We start from the raw sequence: 20306 nt of genomic DNA on the forward strand, positions 1-20306 counted from the left end.
GTTTACTATTTTTACGCCTCTCCCGGTCGCGGTGTTTGCTCAGGCTCCGTTGCTCTCCTGAACCACTGTCGCTCCCCCGCGTGGGCACGATTGAGCTCCCGCTTTTTGAGGAAGCTCAACCCGGGATAATGAACCACATCAGCCGGCGGGCTGCCGCAGGCACCAATGCCGACGCTGGTCTGGTGCACCACCGTGAGCGTTGTGACCCTGCACCATTCCCCCTGGAATCAGGCTGGCCCAGTACTGCACGACGATTGCCAACGCAGAATGCAGGCATTCAAAGAGTGATTTCTAGTCCGCAATGACCGAGCTGAGATCGCAGATTTACTTGAGCTGCTCGTGTAGCGAGACATGGTCGAGTTCACCTTCCCACCACGACACAAACACCGCGGCAATACCGTTCCCGATGATGTTGGTAAGCGCGCGCACCTCGCTCATGAACTTGTCGATCGAGAATACGATCGCAATGCCCGGGACGAGGTCAGGACTGACCACGGTCAATGTTGCGGCCAGGGTGACGAACCCGGCACCGGTAACACCACTTGCGCCCTTCGAGGTGAGCATCGCCACAACCAGTATCGTGAGCTGCTGGCCGAAGTCGAGATCGACCCCGAGCGCCTGCGCGATGAACAAGGTCGCCAACGTCATGTAAATGTTGGTCCCGTCCAAATTGAAAGAGTATCCTGTCGGCACCACCAGGCCAACGACCGGCTTGGAACAGCCCAGCCGTTCGAGTTTTTCCATCAACTGCGGCAGCGCGCTTTCGGACGACGACGTTCCGAGCACGATCAGCAGCTCATCCTTGATGTAGACGATGAACTTTAGAATAGAAAAACCGACCAAGCGCGCGACCAGACCAAGCACAATGATCACGAAGAGCCCGGCTGTCACGTAGAACAGCGCAACCAAGCCGATGAGTTTACCGAGCGCGGACGGTCCGAATTCACCGATAGTGTAGGCCATGGCGCCGAACGCCCCGATTGGCGCTGCCTTCATTACGATCCTAATGACACCAAACACCGCGTGTGCAGCATCGTCGACCAGACTGCGCATCCGCTCACCCCGCTCGCCAAGCGCCATCAGCGAGAACCCGAATAGGATGGCAAACAGCAGCACCTGTAGCACGTCGCCTCGGGCCAGAGCGCCAACTACGCTATCCGGAATAATATTGAGGAGGAAATCGACCGCCTTCTGCCCTTCCGCTCTTTTGACGTAGTTGGCTACCGCCGCGGCATCAGCCCTGGGAGCCAGCCCATGGCCGGCCTGAACGAGATTGCCCATCACGAGACCCAGGATCAGCGCGAAGGTTGACACGATCTCGAAGTAAAGCAGCGCCTTGACGCCGACTCGGCCGACCTTTCGTGCATCCTGAACATGCGCAATTCCGGACACAACAGTGCAGAAGATGATCGGCGCGATCACCATTTTGATCAGCTTGATGAATCCGTCACCAAGCGCTTTGACCCAGCTGTTCGTCCCCACAGCAGGCCACAACCAGCCAACGAGAACGCCAATCAGGATCGCGATGAGTACCTGGATATAAAGAACATTGTACCAGGGGCCGATTGGCTGGAACAGGGCGGCGGCGGCTTTGACAGAGCGGCGCTGGCGGTGATGGTGCATCACGCTCGACCCGGCGCCGTCGTACCAAAGAGGGGTGACAATGAAGGCATGGCTTCGCTCAGTGTTCGAGCGCGGCGCGCACACGGCACTGACCGCTTTAAACGACCCCGTCCGTTGCCACGGTTTTCCGCCTCTCCCGAATGGGCTTGCGGCCAACGCGAAACGAAGTCCTGAATCCCTTCTGAAACCAGCGATAAAAACTTGAGAAAGCTTCCTTGAGAGTTGGAATGCATCAGCGTCACCACCCATTTCTGTCTTTTTTGGTTGTTCGAAGATGCCACCAGCATCTTATAAGACGCCACCTTTAGCAGCCGGCGACCACTCTTCACCTGGACAGGCATTCTCGCCGCCATCGCGCCGGATCGCGACGTACGTTGAAGAAACATTCACCGTAAAGAACATGTGGTGGTGCGGCTCGCCTGCGTTCACCCCTCACTCGTCCTATCTTCACTTCAGGTGAATGCCCCGACATTCCCAAAGGCATCGACTTCGATCGCAGAACCACAAGGGCCGAGAAGACATGGCCAGCAGCATTGCTCACGCTGCCTCCCTTGGCGATCCCGGTTGCGGCTTTTCGGGAGCTGTGTTTTGCGGTGTCGAACAACACTCCTCGTAACAGAGCTTCTCACTCCTGTAGCTCGCCAAGGCTTGGAGGGAGCACTGCACGAGATCCCGTTTCGCTACATCCGAGGCAGGCGCTGCATCCAGCCATTTCAGCGCCACCTCGACCAATTCGATCGCGCGATCCCTGTTACCGGTCTCGTAATAGTACCGAGCGACCGCCCCGTACGAGAGGAACTTCGCGCCCTCGCTGCCTTGGGGCGGATTCGCCGCCAGGATGTGTTCGGAGAGATCTTTGCCCATGGCAAAGCGCTCGGCATGTGGGAAACCGGAGTAGTCTTTCGCGGGGTCGAAGAGTTGGCGGATGGCCACGCTCATCCAAACCACGGATTTCTTGTCGATCGCATCGCGAACCAATTGGTGCAATACCGCCAGGCCGGCCCGCATGTCGCGTATCTTGTGAAGCAATAATTCCGCATGAAGCCCACGGAAGGCGACATCGTCCGGCATCGCAGCGAGTGCCTCCTCAACCCCTGAAAGGGCTGCCGCCCAATCCTTACTATTCATGGCGGCTTCAAGTCTGGCAAAGATCGGCTCCACCACCGCTCGCTTCCGCGATAGTTCGCGCTTTCTGCGTCGACCCTTGGTTATCCTCTCCGCATCCAGGGCTTTGGCTTCGTCGCTCACTGCCCAGGAGCCGTTCAGAACTTTTGGCAACGCGTTATCGAGTTGCGTCGGATGGCCGATAAAGGCGAAGCGGCCGTCACGATCGATCACGAATGACGAGGGAATCCCGACAGAAAAGCTGGGATCCATCCAAAGCTTGTTCATTTCGCCGGAGTAGTCGAATGCGATCGCGAAGTTCAGATTTGGCAAGCTCTTCGTCAACCAAGCGTCCAAGCTGGCTCGCGCTTCATCTGCCGTCGAAGCTTGTTCGTGAGCCGCGATGCCCACCACCTCAACTCCGCTGCTCCTGTATTTGCTTTGCAGGATCACCAAATTCTGCATCGAGGCGATACATGGTCCGCACCACGTCGCCCAAAACTCGATGATGTATACTTTCCCAGGTTCGAACGTTGTAACGGGCTGGCCACGTAGCCAGTCCTCAACTTTGATGGAGGGAGCCGGCGAACCGACTCTCAGCACATTCTCCGCACCGACTTGACTTGCGCTCTCAGTCACACTGGTCATTGCTCAAATTCGCTTTACCTGGCTCTGCGGAAAACAACAGCAAGTCGCATGCCAGCCAGCGCTCATTGATACTACGCATTTTTCGTATCATTCCTGTCGACCTTGCGACGCATGTCGCATATCCGACCAGCTGTTTGGAGCTTCTTAGGCAATCAGTTCTTGACGCGCCTGTAGACCGACGAGGCGGGTCACGCAGAAGGTCGAGTTCACCACTCCACATCTTGATCGGTTTTCAGGATAACCATTTCGGCGCTCGGGATCATGACGTGAACTGACCTGCTTTGGCCTGTCGACTTATGCTTGACGGCGATCTCAGATTTCCAATTCAACTCTTTGAGCCAAGGGGCGATGAACCAGACCAGGGCGACCAGCTGCAGCACAACATTGATACTGAACGCCGTCTGATACGCGATTGAGGGGTAGTGTCCGTCCTTTACCGGCCATTGCTCGAGAATTAACCCCGTCCCGTACTGGACGAGGAAAGCCCACCCGAAATGCAGAACGTTGAGCACGCCGTTTGCGCGCGCGATCAGTTGGGCCGGAAAGTAATCTCCGATGATCGCGTAGCTGAGGACGATTGCTGATCCGACCACCGCCACAATGATCCACGACGGTAGCGACGGAAATGGCGGATGCAATATCAGCGCGAGTTCGGCTGCAATGAACACAGCAGCTATGATTGCGAGCAACCTTTCAATGTTCTTGCCATGCCGACGCAGTGAATCGGCGACCACGCCGAGCAGCAATGCGCCAATGCTTAGGGCTATCGCCATGACGAGCAATTGTGTGACAAGGCTTGTTCGATCCAACCCTTCCACATCGTTCAGCCAGGACGCTGCCCAGAAGGACTGCAGGGCCCACGCGGACCCGATACATGTTGAAGAAATCGGCGCAATTCTCCAGAACCGCCCATCCGTATAGACGGTCTTCAGGCTGACCGTCCCTGGAGGGCTCTTCGCAGTTGCCTCATGCTCTGGAACCAAAAAATAGATCGAAGCGGCCGCGGAGGCACTGGATGCGGCAAGCAGCTCAAATAGACCGCGCCAGCCTATCCAGTTAAGCAATGCCTCGGCTGGTGCGGTTGCCGTTACCGCGCCCAGTGCACCCAGCATGATCATACAGCCGTTGATGAGCGCCACGCGCTCTCTCGGAAACCAGAGCACGACTGTTTTCAGGCCAGACATGAGGGAAGCTGCGGTACCAAATGCTATCATCGCGCGAGCAACCAGAAGCGACAGAAATCCACTCGATAATCCGAAAAGCGCAGCGCCTGCGGCAGCCAGCAGCAAGAGCGCACCCTGGACTCGGCGCGGACCGAAGCGATCCAAGAGCATGCCCATCGGAATCTGACTGCCGGTAACGACCAGAAAGTAGATCGAGCCCAACAGCCCCAAATCGGCCGTACCAAGCTCCAATTCAGAGGCGAGGCGGCCACAAATGAGCGTGTTGATCATCCGAAACAGGTAGGAAAGATAATATCCCGCGGCAAAGGGAAGGAACACGCAAGAGATGATCCGCCAGCTCCAACCCCGGTTGACCGGCTTCTCGCCTGATATCAGCCCAGCGGCATCGCTGCGCGTGTTGCTCGGAACGCGGCCACTGGCTTTAACACAGGGCGTTTGGCAGCTGTCGAAAGTTGATATTGCTGCCGCCCTCCTCGGCGACAGCACACGCTTCTGAGTTTTCACCTACGACGGCCAGACAGTGGGGTTCTTCTTCAACTGGCGCTCGTGGAACGGCGCGTGACGCTCCGCCTCCCATTTCAGACCCGGATCGGCTGGAATTTCCCGAGCGATTAATTGCCTCCTGCAGCAAGGGGCGGCCAAACCGTACGCGACGATCGACCTGCTCGGCAAACGCCTTGAAGCGCTCGAGCCCGAGTACGCACGCCTCGTCCTGCTTGGATGGCGGCATCGGCGGCGTCAGCGTGAGGTGGTATCGCACATGGAGAGCCACTATTTCCGCGATCATCGCGATGTCCGTCCGCAGACTGAGCACCTGCTCATTCGTTCGCTCGATCGCCTCGAAAACAAGGCCCTCTATAGGCGGCGCCGGATCCAGGAAGCGCTCAAGAGCCGCCTCGATGGCGACGCTCTTGCCCATACCAGGGCGGTCAGTCGCGGCTTGGAGTCGCTGGAAAATGCATTCAGAAAGTTGAATCGTTATCTTTCTGGTCTGCTGAGCTTCGCTTGGACTCGGCTGCGCGTCCACCTCAGCTTCATTCCGACTTGAGGTCGGTTCTCCCCGGCGCTCGCCGCTAATCTGCATACTCCAGCTTCCTTCTCTCTGCGACTGCACACCGCCCGCGCTTGCACGCGCGTTGGTTTGTATGTTCGGTCAAAACGGATGAATCGCCCTGCGATGACGCACGACAAAAGCGCCGAGACCGCATGCCGCTTCAACCGCGGGGACATTCTGGTCGCAGTCTGGCGTACCGAAAGAAAGAAACGGCGGGCTCTTAAAGACCAGCGCCAGACGTCTCGTAGCCTCTTGTCCCTCTAGACAGTCAGGTCGCCCACAGACGAGCGATTTCGCGGACGGTGCGTGCACCCTTACTTGAAATCGAAAAAGTTACCGATCCAAAAAAAGAGGCGCAGGCGCAATCTAGATGGCGCCCTCGCGCCCCCGACGTCGCGAACGACCCCCGCGGACGCACCGGCGTTGTTCCCTATGGGGGTGATGCGCCTCATAAGAAGCGCACCAGCTCATGCGCGCGACCAAATACACCTGCGCCTCACCGATTTCCGGCATGCATCACCAGCGTGCGATAGGACTTACAACCGTTCGCGTGCCGCGCGTCCAGCCCGGCTCACGGCCGTTGAAACGTATCTGCTGGCCCGGTGCGACCACTCACTTCTCGGGGGCCTTAGGGGAATGGTCGGCCGCACTGGCAGGCGGCTGGATCGCGTAGCGGGTCCCCTCGCTATGGCGGCAGACGTAGCGCTCGTTGTGCCCGTCCTCGCCAGCCAGGAGATCCATCGGTCCCTCCGCACTCCGGGCATTGCTTCCGGATCCGATGGAGGACTGCCATGTGAATTGTCCCTGCCGACGGCGAGCTTACTCGCGCCAGATCGGCTGTTACAGGCACGTCGCAGCACATTCCGCGCAAGGCCACTGCTCGCCCGCCTTGACGTCGGAGCCGCCGATGTACTTAAGTGCATCCTGGTAGCGTTGAGTTGGGGCACACCATGGATGTCGAGTTCTACAGGAGCTTTGCACAGCGGGCCCGCGATCTGGCCGGTAAGGCCGACCCGTTCACGCGAAAGCGGCTTCTGGTGCTGGCCGCGAAATACGATGCCAAGCTCGGCAAACCTTCGTCGGCCAGCCGCAATCTTCAACGCACGCTACCGCTGCCCCGCACCGTGCCAGCCGTGAGCGCCATCTCCGATGCCGGCGAGGCTTGACGAAGACCGCCGGCAGCGGCAGCAAACATCACCGCTCCAGGGCGCTGGATTTTCCAGGGACGGTACACGAACTACACCGGGAAAGGATGCGCACCCAAACCGGAGTGAGCACCCGGATCTCACCAGTCGACGGCCCTCACCGCACTTCGGAAGCACTGCGGCCGCCGAGCAGCTTGCCGGTGGAGGCATTCACGAAATGGACCGAGGAGCATGCCAGACAAACGACCGGCAGATGAGTGTCGGGACCGATCTGCTCCAGTGCCGTCAGCAGGTGCTGCACGTTCATGCCCGTGCGTGGGCACCTGAAAAGTACTGTTTGCTCCATCCGGCCAGCATAGGCCCGGATACTGCGCCCTAAAACTGCGGTTGTTTACTGAGAGCGTGCCGGCGCCTCCTGGAGCACCGTGCGGCGGCAGTTATGAATCTTCATCGCGTCTGGAGGCTGGGTCGAGGACACCATTTTCGTATTCTTTGGCCCAGCGCTCAAGCCGCGCGGCTGGCTCCGGATCGTTGAGCGCAAGAGTGGGCACCTTCTCGGCAGGTAATCTGGTTTTATCGTCCTCCATGGAATTCCTAACCCGAATGGGGCTCGTGTTGCGCAGAATGCTGGATGCCCTTGCATAGAACTCACCGTAGCTTGACTCCGCGTTCACCTTCAGCCGCCAGCTTCCCCGGCGAGGATTGCCTGGACCTGATCTCCCCCGCCGTTGGACGCCACTCGGAAAGACCTGCCGTGACGAGCCGTCTCGAGCTGACGATGTGGCCTTTGCGATATGAGCGGATCCTCATTGAGGCAACATCCAGATCTCGAGGCGGGGCGCTGCAAGGATGGGCGATGCGGCGGTCAGCGTAACAGTTCGAACACCTGAAGCGAACTTGCCGCTGCAGTGACGAGGTGCGCTGTAGGCTGAAGGCCTCGGCGAGGCTCCGCAGCTGGGCCTTTCTCCAATAGAGAATCGGTCTGGATCATGCGAGCGGCCCGCATGGCCCTGCTGCAAACTAGCTCCTTCTACCTGTATCTCCGGCCGTTCGGGTCGAAGCGGGATGCACCAATCTCCGGCCCTGGCGGGCAGGACCATTAACTCTCAAGCGGCGTCAGAGCACGGGCCTCGCGGTGAAGGCCGGTAGTCGCCGCGCTCCTGGGGGGAATAATCCGTTCATGGACATGCGAAGAAGGTGTCCGGTCGATCAGGAGGCTGATCAGTTCAGGGCGACTATAGTGACCGCTTGCATCCATCACTCTCTTGCGCCCGTCGATTTCGATGAAGTCGAGATCTGCAATCACATCTCCTTCACCTTCCTTCAGGGGCTCGCCTATCAATTGACCATCGGGGGCAACGATAGCGGTGAAGCAACCGCCCGAAATCGGAGCGATAGCAGCGCCCGTGTCGTTGGCAATTTGGGCTTGTTGGTCGGCGTTGAGCCATGCGGTTGCGCTGACGACGAAGCAGGCCGACTCAAGGGCATGCTGTCGGGTGCTCACTTCCGTTTGCTGGGAGAAGAGGGGGCCGAAGATCGAACCGGGGTACATCGCGGAGTGGATCTGCTCGCCATCGGCAATCAAGGCGTATCTGGCCAGCGGGAGATAATGTTCCCAGCACGCAAGCTGGCCGATCCGGCCAACCGCGCTGTCTACGGCGCGAAGGCCGGCACCGTCGCCCTGGCCCCAGACCATCCGCTCATGATAGGTAGGGGTGATCTTGCGGCGACGCTGGATCAGCGTGCCGTCCGCATCGAACAGGAGCTGAGTGTTGTAGATTGATCCTCCGTCCCGCTCGTTGGCGCCGACGGAAACGACCATTTTGGCGTCCTTGGCGGCATCGCCGATCGCATGCGTCTCCGCAGAGGGTACCGTAAGGGATTGCTCAAGCAGCCTCTGATGCTCCTTGGCAAGCGTGAAGGGCGGCTGGACGAACGAGAAATACGGGTAGTAGGGAATGATGGTCTCGGGGAACGTGGCGAAACGCACCCCCTTCTTGCCCAATTCGCGAATCTTTTTGGTGATCTTCTCGACTGTCCCCTCTCGGCTGTACAACACGGGGCTGATCTGTACGGCGGCTGCCTTGACGATGTTTCTCATTCTCTTCTTCTCATTGTGAGTATTCGAGCGCTGCACTGGACTGGTGTAGAGGACGACGGATGACTCTCACGGGAGGCTCTTCGAGCACATCGGCAGGGCTTGTTGGATTCAGGGCTGTGTGCGTCTGCCATCGACAGCCACGTCTATGCCGGTGATGTAGGATGCGTCGCCGAAAGCGAGGAAGCTCACGCGCCGCGATCTTCCGTGGCTTGCCGAAGTGTTTCGCGGCTATCTGCTCCAGCAGGACCGTTCCGCGGTCTTGCACCCTGGCCTCGGAAATGCCGCTCTTCCTAAACAGCGGGCTTTCGATGACGCCCGAGCTCTCGGCGTTTACCCGAACGCTTCGGCGGATCAGTTGGGCGCCAAGCGCTCGCGTCAAGTTGCACAGTGCGGCCTTGGATGCGGATACGGCCGATGTTCCCGCGATTCCGACCTGATCGGACAAAGAAGCTGTGAAGCCGATCGCGTTTAGGTTGCGCGAGAGAGGCAACGCGTTCTGAACATTGAAATAGGATCTAGGGAAATTGACGCTTAAGACGTCAAAGCTCTGCTGCGTTGTTTCCGCGAGCAAGCCGGGTTTCGCGATTTCGGCATTGGCATCGAAATGGGCTATAATAGTTTCGCGCATTCCTTCGAAGCGGGATAGCCAGCGCGAAAAGCGGCAATAGCCAAGCCTCGCTGTCCAGATAGCTGCGCAATGCCCTGCAGGACTTTGGCTCATGACGCGTTTTCCGCATCGCTTGGCTTATGCATTGAGGGATAAGGCTTTCTACCTACTGTGTCGGTGGTCGCGTCGGCTACTGCCGTAGTCGAATCATTCGCCATCATGTAGTACGTGGTGAAGTGGCCGCTCTTGCTGGCGATCTTACCATTCTTGCGAGTGACGTTGCCCTTCTCACGTTTGGTGATCAGCTTCATCTTGCACCGCTTGGCGATCAGGGGCATCGGGACAAGCTTCCATCCCGTGGCCTTGCGCAACTCTGCTTGTGTAACGCCGTCTTGTCGTGAGGCGAGAAAGCCGATCAGATTGATCTTTGTGTGAGGATGCTTGGCCATCGTCGCCATCCGGGGGGAATTGGGCCTCATTCAAACGGCTCCAAGCCAATGTGCTTCTCGTGGCCCAGCTGTCCCTTCCATCGAAAGGGGACGATTTAGTTCCGTTCCTTTGGAATTGTGGAAACATATTGCAGGCGATCTCAGGCGTTGCCCGATCGCAATCTGACGTAAACGGATAACGTCGCACCAGTTTGCTGAAGTGTGGGGCAGTGCAAGTTCTCGCATTTTTCGACAGGATGTTCGCAGAGTAAGACCGTACAACGTGGATTGCTAACACAGAGGACCTGCGCTGCAATCCGCAAAAACTGGTAGGCCAACTATTCAGAAGACCTTCCGAAACTCTGGAGAGGCTTCCGCTTGCTCAAGCAAGCAGCATTACTCCATTGAGCGGCGGCTCGGATGGAGGCCGGACCTCGTCTCAACTCGCTTCAGATTTCAGCATTCATGTCATGAGGCCTGCTACCCTCAGATATCTGCCGTCGGTCCCGATCTAACGCGCTCGCTCCGTTCGATTTGGCCCTATCGTTGTTTGCGGCCGAGGTGTACTCGGCGCGAGCACCCTCGCAATTTCCTTGTAGTCCTGCATCGCCCGCCCGCTCGTCGGTTGTTGAATTACTCTGGAATTGCGGGGTTCGAATCGAAGCTCACCTCTTTCAGAACGGTTGATCCGCTGGAAAGCCTTCGGCCAAGCGCTTCAACGAATCGATCATAACGTTCGGCGCCTTTGGCGCGAGCGGCTGGACTGGATTGTTCTGGTAATGCCGGCACCGATGTCAACCAGAAGCGAATGAACAGGGCGAGCGTCTCGAGCGTGATGCTGTCATTGCGTTCGAGACGCTCGAGCAGCCGTGCGATCCGATCCAGCCGCTTGGCAATAGCCGCCTCGCGTCGGTCGGAATCGTCAGGCGAAAGAAATGACGTGATCGCGGCCTCTGCGACCAGCGACTTGGGCTGGCCACGACGCTCCGCGAAGACATCAAGGGTTCTGAATGTCTGCGGATCAAGGTAGACACTGAGCTGAATCTTTTTCACCGATTTGCCCACTCAGAGGTCCATGCCATCGTCAGGGTCGAGGCTGGTCGCGCGCGCTAATCCCTGCATTGCGCGGCTTAGCGCTTGTGCCTGGACCGCATCTGCGTCGGGCTCATCGGGACCAGCATCGAACTCTTGTTCCGCGAGCGGTGCCTTGATTTCGATCTCCTCGTGCTGCGGCAATTCTGGCTCGCGCCGCAGCCCTCCATTCGGATCGCCACGCTTTCGCTGCCGAGGCGCAAGCAGTTCGGTCGAGGGCGCAGGGGTTGGGTGCCCTGACCAGTCTTCATCTGGGCGCGAGGACAAGAGAATTGTTCCTGTTTCAGCGGGCTTGAAGATTCGCTTCTGAAATTGCGGGTCCTCATAGTAACGAACCTTGGTGGCACGCAGCGGGTGGAGGCCCGACACCATCACAATCGCCTCTTTCGAGGAGAGCTGCATGACTTCGCCGGGCGTCAGGAGCGGACGGGACGTCTCTTGGCGGCTCACCATCAAGTGTCCAAGCCAGGGGCTTAAGCGATGCCCGGCATAGTTTTTCATGGCGCGCAGTTCGGTCGCGGTCCCCAGCGCGTCCGAGACGCGCTTAGCGGTGCGCTCGTCATTTGTGGAGAAGGCGATCCGGATGTGACAATTGTCGAGGATCGCGTGGTTCGGCCCATAGGCGCGTTCTAATTGATTCAAGCTCTGAGTGATCAGGAAACTGCGAATGCCATAGCCCGCCATGAAGGCAAGCTGGCTCTCGAAAAAATCGAGGCGGCCAAGGGCTGCAAACTCATCGAGCATCAGGAGGAGCTTTTGACGGCGCCGGTCGGGATCCAGGCTCTCGGTAAGGCGCCGTCCGATCTGGTTGAGGATGAGCCGCATCAGGGGTTTTGTGCGGACGATGTCGGATGGCGGCACGACGAGATAGAGTGAAACGGGCTGCGGTCTGTGGACGAGATCGCGAATGCGCCAATCGCTCCGCGCGGTGACCTTAGCGACGACCGGATCGCGATAAAGGCCCAAGAAGCTCATTGTGGTCGACAGCACGCCCGACCGCTCGTTCTCGCTCTTGTTGAGCAGCTCTCGCGCAGCTGAAGCGACGACGGGATGGACGCGATCACCAAGATGAGGGGTCGCAAGCATCGCATTCAGCGTGGCCTCGATCGGGCGGCACGGGTCCGAAAGGAATCTGGCAACCCCGGCGAGTGTCTTGTCAGCTTCAGCGTAGAGGACATGCAGGATAGCGCCGACAAGCAGAGAATGGCTGGTTTTTTCCCAATGATTGCGGCGCTCGAGCGCCCCTTCGGGATCGACCAGGATATCCGCGACATTTTGCGCGTCTCGTACTTCGCAATCACCACGGCGAATCTCAAGAAGGGGATTGTAGGCGGCGCTTGCCGCGTTTGTCGGGTCGAACAAGAGTACATCTCCAAGGCGCGCGCGCCACCCCGAGGTCAACTGGAAATTCTCGCCCTTGATATCGTGGACGATCACCGAACGCGGCCAGGTCAAAAGAGTTGGAACGACCAGGCCGACTCCCTTGCCCGAACGGGTAGGCGCAAAGCAGAGCACGTGCTCAGGCCCATCATGGCGAAGATATCGACCATCGAAACGCCCGAGCACAAGGCCATCGTTGCCTAGCAGCCCCGCCCGTTTGACCTCGCGCGTATCGGCCCAACGCGCGGATCCGTAAGTCGTGACATCGCGAGCTTCATGCGCGCGCAAGACCGAAAGCATCATTGCTGCGGCGACTGCCGCGATCCCACCGCTCCCGGCAATGGCGCCCCCCTGGAGGAATATCGTGGGCGCGTAAGCGTCGAATTCAAACCACCAGATGAAGAAGGCAAACGGCTGGTAGACGGGCCAGGTCCCTAATCTGAACCAGGCCGGTCCAAGCTGCGGCTGGAACGCAAGCTGACAAGCGGTCCATTCGGTCGCTGCCCACACGAAGGTGAACGCGATTAGGCAAACCAGGATCACCTGATGCCAGATGATTTTTGTCGCAGACATGGCTTGCCGATATCGACACCATCGACCTGTTGGCTACAATCAGAGGCTTATGCTTCTCGTAGTCGCGCGCGCCCTGGCGAAGGGATCGGCGGGTCAGATCGGCAAGCCGCCTTTGGGCCGAAAAAGATCCCTCGCGTAGAACAGGCCGCCTCAAAGCACCGTCCCAAGCAGCTTCGCGTGATAGGCGCTTGGACGATGAGACAATCAACTCGTACCGTGCTGCCGCTCGAGGCGAACCGGCCGGCCTTCGCGAAGCGAGGCTCCGGGTTATAGATGCCCGGAAGGCTAGCTCGCGTCTGCCCTAAGCTCTCCGTCAAGTGCGCGCGATCAAGAGAGAGTGCGGCGTGCCACAACGCGTTATCGATGAGGCGGGCGTTCCCGGAGTAAATCGGCGGGAGGCGGGGCTCGCGGAGTACAAGAATCATGCGGGGAGCGTCCCGGCAGGAGCTTATTTCCGATGGGACGACACTGCCGGGCCGACGGTCATCTAGATACTCCCGCACATCGGTATCGAGCGACTCCTCCTCCAGCCGGTCGCCTGTTGGTGCCCTTGGCCAGCCAGATGCTTGGAAGTTGTACGTCAGCTGTTGCGGTCTCTCTGGAACCCGGGACAGGCGAACGGGCGTTTGCCAAATCTTCATTGCGCGAATCGAGTTGCACTTCGGCTATCCGCTGTCAAGGCCGGCTTGCGGGCTCGGAGCTCTCCGATTGCTCGCCGGCCTGCCTACGCGGATAACCTCGCGCGAATGCCTCCGGATCAAAATCGAGCAGGTTGAAATCGTTATTCGCCCGCTCGATGACACGCCCACAACTGGGTCCAGCAAACTGGACTCTGATGATCGGTGCGCGAAGCGCCGGAGTCTTCTGCAGAGCATCTGACCATCGGCATCCGAGACCAGCACGCAAGGAAGTATCGTCACCGCCATCATGCCACAGCCAGACACCTTCCGATCAAAGATCGAAGGCCCCCATGCCGTTTCCACTACACGGGATGGCCATCCAGATTCGAAGGGTTCTGCTGTGCGATTTAGCCGTTGAGAGTCTCAGCGACCTAAGGGTGAACGGCGCATTTTTCCACCCAGCTGCGTCAAGTCGATGATCGAGCGCTAGCAAGGTCGAGCGAACCCGTAGGCGATGAAGAGATAGTTCCAGAACGGTGGACACCCTCCATTCGCTATTCGCTGCTCACTATCGCTCCTCTCCCATTTTTCCGCCTCGACCAGTCCACGCGAGGCGACCAAGTCTTCCCTGCCCTGCAATTGGGCGCAGTGCAGCGCCAGGACCTCAGGTCAGAGCGATAGGCCGCGCTTGCGCCCGAAGTCCCAGTCGACGCTGCCTGGACCGGCGATGCCGCTGACCTGTTTTCCCAACTCCCGCTCGAGCGAAGGCGACCAGGGCACAAGCTGAAAGCCGAGGCCGTTGTCGATCATCGCGAAGCGCCCCGAGGCCAGTGACAGGCGTCGACGATAAACCCCCGAAATCTGCTCACCTACATCAGATGACAAGTGCGGAAGCCCCGTTTCCTCCATGAGACGTCGTGTGACGACGTCGAGTTCGCGATCGCGGAGGGTTTCGATCAGGTTGCGGCTTAGCCGGACCTTGTTGCCATCGCGCTGGGCGAGCCCTTGGTCGGCCAAAACATCGATGCGCCGTTCAAGTGCTGCACGAACCTCCGCGCCAAACGCATTGCGCGAGAGCTCGGCAGGATCTCGCGCAACGAGCTGCCGGTCTAGCCACGTTGCACCGTCCGCCGCGACCTGCTGGTCCAGAACGAGCTCCGAGCGAACCGCGAGCGCAATCCGTGTTCGACCACGGGCGTCCGCAAACCGGCGCAGTTCCACAATCCCACCGATCGGCCCATCGCCGGCCGCCTCGACGTCAGGAAGCTTCACGTGATGCACGCGCCCGTCAATCCCGTCGACAATGGCAAAGGCTGTGCCCTTCAGCTCGTCATCAAGCCCGCGCGCGATGAGACGGCCAACGATCGGTTCGCCATGAGTTTCGCCCTCAAGTGCCCAGGATGCGGGGGTGCGGCTGGCGCCGTCCCGCGTGAGGGTTTTGTGCAGCCGCTTGATGATGTCACCGCGCTCGCCAAGCGCGCGCAATCTCGCCTCCGCATCGGCGGCCAGAACCCAGACCGCGGGACCGCCAGGTTCCGCCAAGCCGAGCCGCTCGAGCGTCCGCATCCGCCCGATCCGAATTTCCCGCAATGGATCGCGCCCGGCCTCCCGCTCGAACCTCAAATCGATAACGCCGTTCGCTGTCCCCGCTTCCCGGGCAAGCGTCCGATCGAGCCTGGTCCAGCGTTCGGCTGTCGTGTCCGCCTCAAGGCTCTGGCGGATCTCGAGCTCCGAACGAGGGCCAAGTTCGCGCGTGACAAGGTCGCTGGCGCGGGCGCGTAAGCCCATAGCGATATAATCGCGGCTGATGACGAGGTCGGCACCGTCATCGGTACGGCCCCGCACGAGGATGTGAATGTGCGGATGCTCGGTATTCCAATGGTCGACCGCGACCCAGTCAAGCCGTGTGCCAAGGTCGCGCGAGGCTTGGTCCATCAGCTCCCGGGTGAAGCTACGCAGGCTGGCAAGTTCATCAGCATCATCAGGCGAGACAATGAACCTAAAATGATGGCGGTCACCCTCGCAACGCGTGACGAAGGCGCGACCGTCCGCATCATCCCCCGCAGCGTCGAATAGTTTGCCCGGAGCGCCGCCGCGTGTGACTCCGTCGCGCTGCAGGTAACCGATATGGTTGCGCAACGCGCCCGGCGAACGCATCCGCCGCACCACCCGCGCCTTGACCATAGCGCCGCGGCCGCGGGCATTGAGGAGCCGTGCCGCAGCGATGCTCGCGGCGCGGCCGCGTCCAAATTTACGGCCGTGGCCATTCTTGCCTCGCGAGAGGCCGCCGGCCTTCTGAGCGGCTGTGAGTACCTGCGCCAGAAATGGCTTTGTCCGAGGCGCGCGCGTGGAACGGATACGGCCGGGACGGATCCGAAGATCATCGTCGCGCGTCATTCCGGCCGCCGCAAGGCATCGAAAACCGTGTAAGAACAGCGCCTTGGGGAAAGCTGAACTTTGCTCCGAGTCGCCGCAATGTTTAGTCGATCATTGAAATCGGTACACTTTCTCGCACAACCGACCGGCCGCACCTTGCGGCTTTTATCCTGCCCTCGGCGGTCGGCTCCCCCCTGCTTCCTCCCGACCATTCTCAGACATGCGAGAACCTTCGAGGCCATGCGACCAAATCCGATTGCTATCATTGAGACTGCACCTTGATTGATCGATGCGAAAACAGCCCCGTCGCGCGAGGTACAAGTGCACTGGCAACAGCTTTAGGCGCTGCCTTTGACGAATTCATTGTGCGCACTCCTGATGCAAAATTGTCGGCAGCGGACGAGCTGCCAGATCGCTCAACAAAAACTGGAGCTTGCTGCCACAGGACGACGTTTCTGGCGGCCGAACCACGGCTGTTGCGTTGCTCAACTCCGATCAATGCTGCTAGTCTGGCTACATAGGTTTGCGTTTCTTCTGGAAGCGATCGACCTGTCGCCAAATGCTCGTCATACCGCTTCGGTCCCGCATTGTAGGCTGCTAGAAACCCTCCCCATCCGAACCGGTCGAGCATCTCGCGGATGTACGCTGCCCCAGCTATAATATTGTCGCGCGGATCAAACGGATCGATACCGAGATCGTGACGAGCGCTCAGTTCGACCCAGGTCGCGGGCATGATTTGCATCAGCCCGAGCGCTCCTCGAGGCGATATGGCGTGCGCATTACCGCCACTTTCGACCTGCATCACGGCATCGATCCAACGCTCCGGGATCGCGAACCGGTGGGAGGCTTCGGTCACGAACGCGGCGTATGCAACGCTGCGAAGCAGGGTTATGGAGTGCGCAGTTGGTGCCCGCGATGCGACCTCCGCGCTGGCGCTCGAGGGCGGTCCGAACGTCAGCAGAATTCCCAAAAAGCAAGCACTGGCCCCACATCGCCTTGTGCGGACTGCCGCCAAGTATAAAGTTTCTCCCAGCCGGCCTTGAAGCCGCCTGATCCTGGGGCTATGCGCGCCGATTCTCTGGAAGCTGGCCGAGACGGAGGAACGATGTTGCGACCGGCCGTATGGAGAAATGACAGGCCAACAGGGGAGAGCCGGCATTGTCACTTCTCTCTGGTCCACACCGGGAGCGCTCGCCCAATGACGGCCGATCTCGGCAGGGGTCCGAAATATCGGCCGTCTAGCGAGTCCGCCGACTGCCAGTTCATGAGAAACACTTCCCCCTCAGCAATGACCCGGCAGCCCTGCCAGACCGGCAACGGCCGGCCGCGACGATCGCGCTCACTTGCCTCACCCATGTGTATGCTGTCGACGATGATTGCGAGGCCCGCTCTGCAGACGGTTTGGCCGGGCAGCGCCAGCACACGCTTGAGCATTGGAAGGCCGCTTGGCAAATAACCGTTGAGATCGAGAAAAGTCGCGAGCGGGTCTGGCGTTCGAACCGCCACGAGCTCAGTGACGTACAATGGTCCGGCCTCTTGCAAGCGATAGACTCCGATCGGCACGCTGTCCGAGGCATTCCAGATGTACAATGGTGAGGTGTTGTTGACTGGCCAGAGCGCGAGCATTGTGGCCCCACACATCGCAAGAATGTTCCCCAACCGTCCCATCAGAGTGCCATCCTGCGCCGATGGAGCCACGCCCGGTGGCGTGCACGGGTATAAGCTCGTGGCTTTTCGTTGACAGAAAGACGGTTGTGGGCGTGATGCCAATACTCGGGGGCTGCATCGGCAGGATCGATGCCCAGTGACTCTACGGAGTCGATCAACTGGAGAACGCGTTCGACCTTGGGCCAACCGGCTAATCGCAGCAGGCTTTCGCCGCCGGGGCTGACCCAAGGCACGGTTGAGTATCGCTGGCCTGGCGCGACGGCGCGTAAAATGTCGATCCGAGACAGGATGGTTCCGAAGTCGTTGGACGTCCAGCGCACGAACGCGAAGATGCTGCCGGGCAAAAACGAGAGAATGCGCCGGTGATGATCAACGATCTTCTCTGATGCAGGTTTACCGAACCGGATTCGATTTTCGATGCGCTTCTCGATCCACAAGAGCTCAACAATTGTGAGGTCGCTCACCTGACTGCTCCATATTGTTGAGAGGGATTTTGGACGTCCCGAGAATGGCTATCACCGGCGCATCGTGCGAGAAGCCTTTGCGTCGGCAGGACGGCTGTAATGACGTTTCGATGGATCGTGGTCGCCGAAGCTTGCAGCATCCTGCTGCAAGGACCACATCGGCGAGGCTCCAATTCGTTAGAAGGAATCGAAAGCACTGCAGGTTTTCCGAGGTAGTGACTTGTGTCCCCTCGCCGGCCGGATCGCGGACATGTTGCTTCGCGACAATCCGGGAACGGAACGGGCGGCGCGTTCCGGCGGAAAATGGTAGAGACGAACGACGGAATTTCATGCAGGGCTCGACGTGTCGCTGCAGGCAACGAATGTTTGCGTGGTGGACGGCGACAATAACGTCGTCCAGGAAGCGACACTCGAGACCGATCCGGACGCGATCGAACTGTTCCTGGCAAAATGGGGAATCCACCTCAAGCGCGTCGGCCTGGAAGCGTTCTCGTACAGCGCCTGGCTGTTCACGGCGCTTTCCGAAAAGGGCCGCGCCGTGATCTGCCTCGAGAGCCGGCACGCCAAGGCGGCGCTGAACGCGATGCTGAACAAGACCGACCGTAACGCCAAATGCATTGCGCAGATGATGCGGACCGGTTGGTTCCGTACGGTTCACGTCAAGTCGGAGAGCGCACAGCCGCTGCGCGCGCCGCTGGTCGGGCGCAAGGCGATGCGCGGCAAGATGCTGGGCATGGAGAACATGATCCGCGACCTGTTGCGCCCGTTCGGCCTCAAGGTCAGCGAGATCTCGGTCGGCCGTTTTGACGCGCGGGTGCGCGAGATCATGGCCGGAAAGAGAGACTCGGAAGCGATCGTCGCCCCGCCGTTCGACGCCCGCAACGCCATGCGGCTGCAGCTGACAAAACTGCACCGCCTGCCGCTGGTGGCTGCGCGCAGCGACAGCGCGGTGCGACGGATGATGACGGTCGGGCATAGGTCAGCGCCGCTCCTTGCCCGCATACGGAATCGGCGTGTGCCGTTTCGCGGGCAGGACTGTGCCTGCGCCAGGATCGCTGGTGGACGTTTTGGCGCCGCGGTCAACCCACGCCGTCAGGTCTTCGAGCGCATACACAACGCGGCCGCCCAGCTTCCGGTACGTCGGGCCTGTGCCATAGGTGCGGTGCTTTTCGAGGGTGCGACCGGACAGTCCGAGAAAGCGCGCCGCCTCGGGCGTGCGCAGGTATCGCGGCGGCAAGCCGGCGTTCGGATCGGGCATTTGCGAGGCTCCGTGGTCGTCTGGAGCGCGACCGAGTTCGGTCGCGCGTCGACGGTCACCATGACGGAGTAGGAGTGCTCAGGGGGATGCCGAAGATGGACCGATGGTTTTCGGCACCCCTGCTCTACTCGCTGCGAGATGAGGGATGCAGTAATGCGCGATAGCCGCCGCGCATCAGCGCCAAGCCGGCTTGCACCAGGGTACGCATACGACGAAGACCGCCTGATTGACGCATGCGCGCGGGCGCGGCGAGCTCTATGATGGCGTTGCGTGAAGGTCAGGCGGCCTGCTGACCGGCGGGCTTGTCGGCTTGGCGCAGGCGCTTCCATTCCCAGGGCAGCAGTTCGTGCAGACGCGACGCGGGAAGATCGGCGATACGGGCGAGGACGTCGGCGAGCCAGGCCTTGGGATCGACGTCGTTGAGGCGACAGGTCGTGATCATCGTCAGCATGATGGCGGCACGGTCGGCGCCACGCTGGCTGCCGGCGAAGGTCCAGTTGCGCCTTCCCAAGGCGATGCCCCTCAATGCGCGCTCAGCGCAATTGTTGGTCAAGCAGATCCTGCCATCGTCGAGGAAGCGGGCGAAGTCGTCCCAGCGCCTGAGCATGTAGTTGATCGGCTTCAGGACCTCGGAGGAGCGCGAGAGGGTTTCGCGCTCACGCAGCAACCAGGCGTGCATGTCCTCGAGAAGCGGCTTGCTCTTTTCCTGGCGCACGGCGCGCCGCTCGTCGGCGCCGCAGCCATTGATGGCGCGCTCGATCTCGAACAACGCATCGAGGCGTCTGACCGCCTCCAGCGCGATCGGAGAGACCGGTTTGCCCTTCTTACCTTCCCGAGCATTTTTCTCGATGTCAGCCAGCTCGAAGAAGCCCCGCCGCGCATGGGCCAGGCAAAACGCCGGTGTGATCGGCATCGCTTTCTTTTGCGGGTCGAACAGCGGCTCGAAGCCGTTGTAGCAATCGGCTTGCAGGATACCGGCGA

General features: G+C 60.0%; 19 protein-coding genes and 1 pseudogene. 2 read left to right on the plus strand and 18 right to left on the minus strand.

What is annotated here, in order from left to right:
* Window positions 1-324: 324 nt before the first annotated feature.
* From dctA to IVA82_RS48460, 5 genes are all read right to left on the minus strand, one after another.
* Entirely contained in the window at window positions 325-1623 is a 1299-nt protein-coding gene (dctA, locus tag IVA82_RS04310) for a C4-dicarboxylate transporter DctA (RefSeq protein ID WP_247388769.1), read from the minus strand.
* Window positions 1624-2160: 537 nt separating this feature from the next.
* Complete coding sequence (locus tag IVA82_RS04315) at window positions 2161-3375, minus strand: TlpA disulfide reductase family protein (RefSeq protein WP_247388747.1); 1215 nt, start codon at window positions 3373-3375, stop codon at window positions 2161-2163.
* Window positions 3376-3581: 206 nt separating this feature from the next.
* The gene (locus tag IVA82_RS04320) at window positions 3582-4877 is read right to left on the minus strand and encodes an MFS transporter (protein WP_346658798.1); all 1296 of its coding nucleotides are present in this window, start codon (window positions 4875-4877) and stop codon (window positions 3582-3584) included.
* A gap of 103 nt (window positions 4878-4980) precedes the next feature.
* Complete coding sequence (locus IVA82_RS04325; RefSeq protein WP_247388746.1) at window positions 4981-5643, minus strand: hypothetical protein; 663 nt, start codon at window positions 5641-5643, stop codon at window positions 4981-4983.
* 582 nt (window positions 5644-6225) lie between these two features.
* On the minus strand, window positions 6226-6354 hold the full coding sequence (locus IVA82_RS48460; RefSeq protein ID WP_256469614.1) for a hypothetical protein: 129 nt from the start codon (window positions 6352-6354) through the stop codon (window positions 6226-6228).
* Window positions 6355-6563: 209 nt separating this feature from the next.
* On the opposite strand from IVA82_RS48460, the gene IVA82_RS04330 reads away from it, so the two are divergent.
* Window positions 6564-6779 (plus strand): hypothetical protein, encoded by a 216-nt coding sequence (locus IVA82_RS04330; protein WP_247388745.1) that lies wholly within the window; start codon window positions 6564-6566, stop codon window positions 6777-6779.
* Between the two features lie 136 nt (window positions 6780-6915).
* Here IVA82_RS04330 and IVA82_RS04335 read toward each other — a convergent pair whose 3' ends face one another.
* The 11 genes from IVA82_RS04335 to IVA82_RS04385 form a co-directional block, all read right to left on the minus strand.
* Complete coding sequence (locus IVA82_RS04335) at window positions 6916-7065, minus strand: hypothetical protein (RefSeq protein WP_247388744.1); 150 nt, start codon at window positions 7063-7065, stop codon at window positions 6916-6918.
* A 130-nt stretch (window positions 7066-7195) separates the two neighbouring features.
* Window positions 7196-7345 (minus strand): hypothetical protein, encoded by a 150-nt coding sequence (locus IVA82_RS04340; RefSeq protein ID WP_247388743.1) that lies wholly within the window; start codon window positions 7343-7345, stop codon window positions 7196-7198.
* A 512-nt stretch (window positions 7346-7857) separates the two neighbouring features.
* On the minus strand, window positions 7858-8859 hold the full coding sequence (locus IVA82_RS04345) for a nitrilase-related carbon-nitrogen hydrolase (RefSeq protein WP_247388742.1): 1002 nt from the start codon (window positions 8857-8859) through the stop codon (window positions 7858-7860).
* 10 nt (window positions 8860-8869) lie between these two features.
* Window positions 8870-9580, minus strand: a complete 711-nt coding sequence (locus tag IVA82_RS04350) for an SDR family oxidoreductase (RefSeq protein WP_247388741.1) — start codon at window positions 9578-9580, stop codon at window positions 8870-8872.
* The gene (locus IVA82_RS04355) at window positions 9577-9915 is read right to left on the minus strand and encodes a hypothetical protein (RefSeq protein WP_247388740.1); all 339 of its coding nucleotides are present in this window, start codon (window positions 9913-9915) and stop codon (window positions 9577-9579) included. Before IVA82_RS04355 ends, IVA82_RS04350 begins: the two co-directional genes overlap by 4 nt.
* 612 nt (window positions 9916-10527) lie before the next feature.
* Window positions 10528-10947: a CopG family transcriptional regulator gene (locus IVA82_RS04360; protein WP_247388767.1), complete on the minus strand. Its 420-nt coding sequence runs from the start codon at window positions 10945-10947 to the stop codon at window positions 10528-10530.
* Between the two features lie 12 nt (window positions 10948-10959).
* The gene (locus tag IVA82_RS04365; RefSeq protein ID WP_247388739.1) at window positions 10960-12939 is read right to left on the minus strand and encodes a conjugal transfer protein TraG; all 1980 of its coding nucleotides are present in this window, start codon (window positions 12937-12939) and stop codon (window positions 10960-10962) included.
* A gap of 1289 nt (window positions 12940-14228) precedes the next feature.
* On the minus strand, window positions 14229-15956 hold the full coding sequence (locus IVA82_RS04370) for a DUF3363 domain-containing protein (protein ID WP_247388738.1): 1728 nt from the start codon (window positions 15954-15956) through the stop codon (window positions 14229-14231).
* A gap of 241 nt (window positions 15957-16197) precedes the next feature.
* Window positions 16198-16791 carry a lytic transglycosylase domain-containing protein gene (locus tag IVA82_RS48465; RefSeq protein WP_247388737.1) on the minus strand — a complete coding sequence of 198 codons (594 nt, stop codon included), beginning with the start codon at window positions 16789-16791 and terminating at the stop codon, window positions 16198-16200.
* A gap of 305 nt (window positions 16792-17096) precedes the next feature.
* A complete protein-coding gene (locus IVA82_RS04380; protein ID WP_247493170.1) occupies window positions 17097-17561 on the minus strand; it encodes a S26 family signal peptidase in 465 nt (154 codons plus the stop codon).
* A gap of 41 nt (window positions 17562-17602) precedes the next feature.
* Complete coding sequence (locus IVA82_RS04385) at window positions 17603-18067, minus strand: DUF2840 domain-containing protein (RefSeq protein ID WP_247388736.1); 465 nt, start codon at window positions 18065-18067, stop codon at window positions 17603-17605.
* 343 nt (window positions 18068-18410) lie between these two features.
* Between IVA82_RS04385 and IVA82_RS04390 the strand changes: the two are divergent.
* Window positions 18411-18815 (plus strand): annotated as a pseudogene (locus IVA82_RS04390) (transposase); the annotation flags it as partial.
* 231 nt (window positions 18816-19046) lie between these two features.
* On the opposite strand, the gene IVA82_RS04395 reads toward IVA82_RS04390, so the two are convergent.
* Together IVA82_RS04395 and IVA82_RS04400 are read right to left on the minus strand one after the other, a co-directional pair.
* On the minus strand, window positions 19047-19325 hold the full coding sequence (locus IVA82_RS04395; protein WP_148742779.1) for a helix-turn-helix domain-containing protein: 279 nt from the start codon (window positions 19323-19325) through the stop codon (window positions 19047-19049).
* 277 nt (window positions 19326-19602) lie between these two features.
* Window positions 19603-20306 (minus strand): IS66 family transposase (locus IVA82_RS04400; protein WP_247493171.1); only part of this gene is annotated, 704 nt, incomplete at its 5' end.

Origin of the sequence: Bradyrhizobium sp. 142, from assembly GCF_023074015.1 — a bacterium.
Lineage (GTDB): Bacteria > Pseudomonadota > Alphaproteobacteria > Rhizobiales > Xanthobacteraceae > Bradyrhizobium.

Bases quoted from the DNA above. Each gene is read 5' to 3' on its own strand.
- dctA (WP_247388769.1), bottom strand. From the start codon at position 1,623: ATGCACCATCACCGCCAGCGCCGCTCTGTCAAAGCCGCCGCCGCCCTG.
- IVA82_RS04315 (WP_247388747.1), bottom strand. From the start codon at position 3,375: ATGACCAGTGTGACTGAGAGCGCAAGTCAAGTCGGTGCGGAGAATGTG.
- IVA82_RS04325 (WP_247388746.1), bottom strand. From the start codon at position 5,643: ATGCAGATTAGCGGCGAGCGCCGGGGAGAACCGACCTCAAGTCGGAAT.
- IVA82_RS48460 (WP_256469614.1), bottom strand. From the start codon at position 6,354: ATGGATCTCCTGGCTGGCGAGGACGGGCACAACGAGCGCTACGTCTGC.
- IVA82_RS04330 (WP_247388745.1), top strand. From the start codon at position 6,564: ATGGATGTCGAGTTCTACAGGAGCTTTGCACAGCGGGCCCGCGATCTG.
- IVA82_RS04335 (WP_247388744.1), bottom strand. From the start codon at position 7,065: ATGAACGTGCAGCACCTGCTGACGGCACTGGAGCAGATCGGTCCCGAC.
- IVA82_RS04340 (WP_247388743.1), bottom strand. From the start codon at position 7,345: ATGGAGGACGATAAAACCAGATTACCTGCCGAGAAGGTGCCCACTCTT.
- IVA82_RS04345 (WP_247388742.1), bottom strand. From the start codon at position 8,859: ATGAGAAACATCGTCAAGGCAGCCGCCGTACAGATCAGCCCCGTGTTG.
- IVA82_RS04350 (WP_247388741.1), bottom strand. From the start codon at position 9,580: ATGAGCCAAAGTCCTGCAGGGCATTGCGCAGCTATCTGGACAGCGAGG.
- IVA82_RS04355 (WP_247388740.1), bottom strand. From the start codon at position 9,915: ATGGCCAAGCATCCTCACACAAAGATCAATCTGATCGGCTTTCTCGCC.
- IVA82_RS04365 (WP_247388739.1), bottom strand. From the start codon at position 12,939: ATGTCTGCGACAAAAATCATCTGGCATCAGGTGATCCTGGTTTGCCTA.
- IVA82_RS04370 (WP_247388738.1), bottom strand. From the start codon at position 15,956: ATGACGCGCGACGATGATCTTCGGATCCGTCCCGGCCGTATCCGTTCC.
- IVA82_RS04380 (WP_247493170.1), bottom strand. From the start codon at position 17,561: ATGCTCGCGCTCTGGCCAGTCAACAACACCTCACCATTGTACATCTGG.
- IVA82_RS04395 (WP_148742779.1), bottom strand. From the start codon at position 19,325: ATGCCCGATCCGAACGCCGGCTTGCCGCCGCGATACCTGCGCACGCCC.